Origin of the sequence: Cellulomonas bogoriensis 69B4 = DSM 16987 (assembly GCF_000767165.1) — a bacterium.
Lineage (GTDB): Bacteria > Actinomycetota > Actinomycetes > Actinomycetales > Cellulomonadaceae > Actinotalea > Actinotalea bogoriensis.
The window spans coordinates 1-4,242 of sequence record NZ_AXCZ01000207.1 but is presented as its reverse complement, the minus strand read 5'-3'; the positions used below and the strand labels follow the sequence as shown (position 1 = coordinate 4,242).

Below are 4,242 nucleotides of genomic sequence, written 5' to 3'. Positions count from 1 at the left end.
GGCTCCGGCTTCGGCTCCGGCTTGGGCTCCGGCGCCGGCTGTGGTGCGGCGCCCGCCCTGCTGAGCTCGGCGATCCGGCGCTCCGCGGCCGAGAGCTTGCCCTTGAGGTCGTCGTTCTCCGCGGTGACAGCACGCAGCGTGTTGACGACCTCGTCCAGGAAGTCGTCGACCTCGTCCTGGTCGTACCCCTCGCGGAACTTCGTCGCCTGGAACTTCTTGTTCAGGACGTCGTCTGCCGTCAGCAGAGCCATGGTGTCACCTCGTAGTTCGTGCTGGTCTGGCCGCGGCAGTCCCCCCGACCGCCACGGCTCACGGTAGCGGAGATCACGGGGATCGCACGGCGGGGGACCGCCTCGGGTCGGCGTGTCGGGCTGCTGGTCATGCGAGCACCTGCAGCACGTTGAGAAGGATCCAGCCGGCGAACATCACGATGATGAAGCCCAGATCCAGGCGGATCCCCCCGATCCCGAGCGGGGGCACGACCCTGCGCACCGCGCGGATCGGAGGGTCGGTCACGGTGTAGGCCGCCTCGGCCACGACGAGCACGATCCCACGCGGCCGCCACTCACGGGCGAACACCTGGACCCACTCGAACACGAGGCGCACGAGCATCAGCAGCAGGAAGAGCAGGACGACCCAGTACAGGGCACCGAAGACGAGTGCCACGTCAGCTCTGGTTGAAGAAGCCGGCGCGGTCCTCGCCGCCGGCGACGTCGTCCTCGCCGGTGACCTCCACGTGCTCGGGCGAGAGCAGGAACACCTTGCTCGTCACCCGTTCGATCGTGCCCCGCAGGCCGAAGATCAACCCTGCGGAGAAGTCGACCAGCCGCTTGGCGTCCGCGTCGGTCATCTCGGACAGGTTGATGATCACCGGGGTGCCCGACCGGAAGGCCTCACCGATCACCCGGGCGTCGTTGTACGAACGCGGGTGGATCGTGGTGATCCGCCGCAGGTCCGCGCTCGGGGCCACGTCCGGCACGGGCCGGACAGCACCCCGGTGGATCGGTGTCACCTCAGCCTCGTGGTCCTGGGGCACGGCGTACTCCTCGTCGTACTCGTCGACGTAGTCCTCGGCCTGGCCGTGGCGCTCCTCCTCGGCCAAGCCCAGGTACAGCATCGTCTTGCGCAGTGCACCGGCCATGCGCGGCCTCCATCCCACCTGAAGCGTCCTTGTCGGACCGCCCGGTCGGGGTGGCCCGTGGTGATCACGCTATCCGCCCGCCGGGCGCATGGCAGCACGACACGCCCATGTCAAGTACCTGTTGACGAAGCCGGGAGGCACCGGACCACACCTGCGAACCGCCCCTGGGGGCCACCGCGGGACGTCCCACGATGGGAGAACCAGCGCTGGTCCTCGATCGTGCAGCAGCCCAGAGCCGTCACCGAGCCGACACCTGCCGCCTCCAGCTGGGAGCAGACGCCGGCCGGCAGGTCCAGAGCGGGTGTGCCCAGGACGGTGCGCGAGGCGGTCGCCGGCAACCGGGCCGCCACGTCGGCGCGCATGGCGGAGGGCACCTCGTAGCAGCGTCCGCACGCCGCAGGGCCGACGAACGCCCGGAGGTGCTCGCGCCGGGCACCGGCCGACACCATCGCCGCCACCACCGCAGGGACCACACCGGCGACCACGCCCTCGCGTCCGGCGTGCGCCGCACCCGAGACCCCGGCGCCGGGATCGGCGAGCAGGACCGGGACGCAGTCGGCTACCACCACCGCGAGGCCGACGTCCCTGCGGGTCGTGACCAGACCGTCGGCCTCGGCCGACGGTCGTGGCCCGGGCCCCGGCTCCCCCACCACGTGCACCGTGGACCCGTGGACCTGGTGCACCCAGGCCAGGGGAGCCCCGAGGTACCCGGCCACCGCCTCGCGCCTGGCGAGCACGAGCTCGTCCGGCTCGTGCAGTCCCAGACCGAGGTTGAAGGCGGACACCGCGTCACCCGGACGTCCACCCGGGCCCCGGCCGACCGCCAGCCCGACCGTCGAGAACCCGGCCCGGACCCCCGGGCCGAGGTCGACCTCGACCAGGGGCACGCGGCTCACGTCACTGCGAGTGCTTGAGGAAGTCCGGCAGGTCGAGGTCGTCGGCCCCACGACGGACCGGACGGTCCTCGAAGACCCGCGGGACCTCGACGCCCTCTGCGGGAGCGGGGCGAGGCTGGTCCTCGGCGACGAACGCGGGCACGTACGGGGCCGTGCGCTCGGCCTCGAGCTCCACCGGCCCGGACCGTCGCCACGCCTCGTGCTCCGGCTCAGGGGCCGGGGCGGGCGCCGGAGCCGGGGCCGGGCGCTCGACCGCAGCCGGAGCCTCCTCCTCGACGGTCGGCACGGTCGGGACCGAGCTCACCTGCCCGATGGCCCGGGGGTCCTTGCGCACCGTCGGCGAACCGGAGTCGAACCCGGCCGCGATGACCGTGACCCGCACCTCGTCGCCCAGGGCGTCGTCGATGACCGCACCGAAGATGATGTTCGCCTCGGGGTGGGCGGCCTCCTGCACCAGGCGGGCCGCCTCGTTGATCTCGAACAGGCCGAGGTCGGACCCACCCTGGATCGACAGGAGCACCCCGTGCGCCCCGTCGATGCTCGCCTCCAGCAGCGGCGACGAGATCGCGAGCTCTGCGGCCTGGACCGCGCGGTCGTCGCCACGCGCGGAGCCGATGCCCATGAGGGCGCTCCCGGCACCCTGCATGACGCTCTTGACGTCGGCGAAGTCGAGGTTGATCAGGCCGGGCGTGGTGATCAGGTCGGTGATCCCCTGGACACCGGACAGCAGGACCTGATCGGCCGAGTGGAACGCGTCGAGCACCGAGACGTTGCGGTCCGAGATCGACAGCAGCCGGTCGTTGGGGATCACGATCAGGGTGTCGACCTCCTCGCGGAGCGCCGCGATCCCCGACTCGGCCTGGACCGAGCGTCGGCGGCCCTCGAAGGTGAACGGACGAGTCACCACACCGATGGTCAGCGCGCCGAGGGAACGGGCGATGCGGGCGACGACCGGCGCCCCGCCGGTACCGGTGCCACCACCCTCACCTGCAGTGACGAACACCATGTCGGCGCCACGCAGGACGTCCTCGATCTCGTCGGCGTGGTCCTCGGCGGCCTTCTTGCCGACCTCGGGGTCGGCCCCGGCGCCGAGCCCGCGGGTCAGCTCACGGCCGACGTCGAGCTTCACGTCCGCGTCCGACATCAGCAGCGCCTGGGCGTCGGTGTTGATCGCGATGAACTCCACACCCTTGAGCCCGACCTCGATCATGCGGTTCACGGCGTTGACGCCACCGCCGCCGATGCCGACCACCTTGATGACCGCCAGGTAGTTCTGCGGAGCTGCCACGTCGGTGCCTCTCGTCGTTCGATGACCAACCTTCACGTTGAAGTAGAAGGTTAGAGTTATGTCAGTTTGTGCTGGGGTCGACGCTAGGTGCCCTCCAGGCAACCGGCAACGACCCGGGAGGCGTGTCGCGCGACCGATCGTTCATGAGCCGGTGATCGGGAGCCTGGGGGCGGAGACGTCGAAGACCTGTGTGTCGTCCGTCACGTCCGAGCTGCGCAGCACCTGCAGCACCTCGGCCTTGAGGACCGACTCGTCGGCACTGCCCCACAGGACACGCGCGCCGTCGGCCAACGTCAGGGTGACGGCGTCCCTGCTGCTCGCCGACACCCCCACCACGTCCTCGGCGAGGTCCTCCGGCAGCGCTCGGAGCACGGTCAGCACCGCGATCGTGGTGCGGTTGTCCGGCTCGTCCAACGGGACGCGGATCGTCGGGAGACCGTCGGGGGCCTCTGCCACGCGGGCGACCTGCACGCCCTCGGCGTCGAGGAGCACGACCTCCTCCCCCTCGGGGACCGCCGCCACCGGGACCCGGGCCACGACCGACACCCGCAGGCCGTGCGGCCACAACCGCTCGACCTCGGCCTCACGCACCCCGCGGACCTCGAGCACGTCCCTGCGGAGCCCGACGGTGTCCACCCGGGGCAGTGGCACCCCGGCGCTCTGCGCCACCAGCTGGTCGATGGCCTCCAGATCGACGACCTCCTCGGCGCCCAGGATCTCGACCTGCCGGGCATCGAGCTCCAGCAGTGGGGACAGCAGCAGTGCCCAGACCACCCCGCCGACGACCGCCGTCGCCCCCGTCCAGCGACCGATCCGGCGCCGCAGCAGACGACGGCGCAGGGCGGCACGCTCGGCGAACCGCGCGGCGGACCCCTGCGAGACCACGGTCGGGCGCGACGACGACGCCTTGCGCGGGC

At 71.7% G+C, this 4,242-nt stretch carries 6 protein-coding genes; all 6 read right to left on the bottom strand.

Features of this window, described 5'->3' with window-relative positions:
* Nucleotides 1-251: DivIVA domain-containing protein (locus tag N869_RS13285; protein WP_035062382.1), on the bottom strand; the 251-nt coding region annotated here is incomplete at its 3' end.
* Between the two features lie 127 nt (nt 252-378).
* Nucleotides 379-666: a YggT family protein gene (locus N869_RS13280; protein ID WP_035062381.1), complete on the bottom strand. Its 288-nt coding sequence runs from the start codon at nt 664-666 to the stop codon at nt 379-381.
* A gap of 1 nt (nt 667) precedes the next feature.
* Complete coding sequence (locus N869_RS13275) at nt 668-1,141, bottom strand: cell division protein SepF (protein WP_035062380.1); 474 nt, start codon at nt 1,139-1,141, stop codon at nt 668-670.
* A 110-nt stretch (nt 1,142-1,251) separates the two neighbouring features.
* Nucleotides 1,252-2,037 carry a polyphenol oxidase family protein gene (locus N869_RS13270; RefSeq protein ID WP_035062379.1) on the bottom strand — a complete coding sequence of 262 codons (786 nt, stop codon included), beginning with the start codon at nt 2,035-2,037 and terminating at the stop codon, nt 1,252-1,254.
* A 1-nt stretch (nt 2,038) separates the two neighbouring features.
* The gene (gene ftsZ / locus N869_RS13265; protein ID WP_035062377.1) at nt 2,039-3,325 is read right to left on the bottom strand and encodes a cell division protein FtsZ; all 1,287 of its coding nucleotides are present in this window, start codon (nt 3,323-3,325) and stop codon (nt 2,039-2,041) included.
* 141 nt (nt 3,326-3,466) lie between these two features.
* On the bottom strand, nt 3,467-4,242 hold a 776-nt coding region (locus N869_RS13260), incomplete at its 5' end, for a cell division protein FtsQ/DivIB (RefSeq protein WP_035062375.1).

Excerpts from the sequence above, each read along its gene's own strand:
- N869_RS13275 (WP_035062380.1), bottom strand. The coding sequence starts at position 1,141 with ATGGCCGGTGCACTGCGCAAGACGATGCTGTACCTGGGCTTGGCCGAG.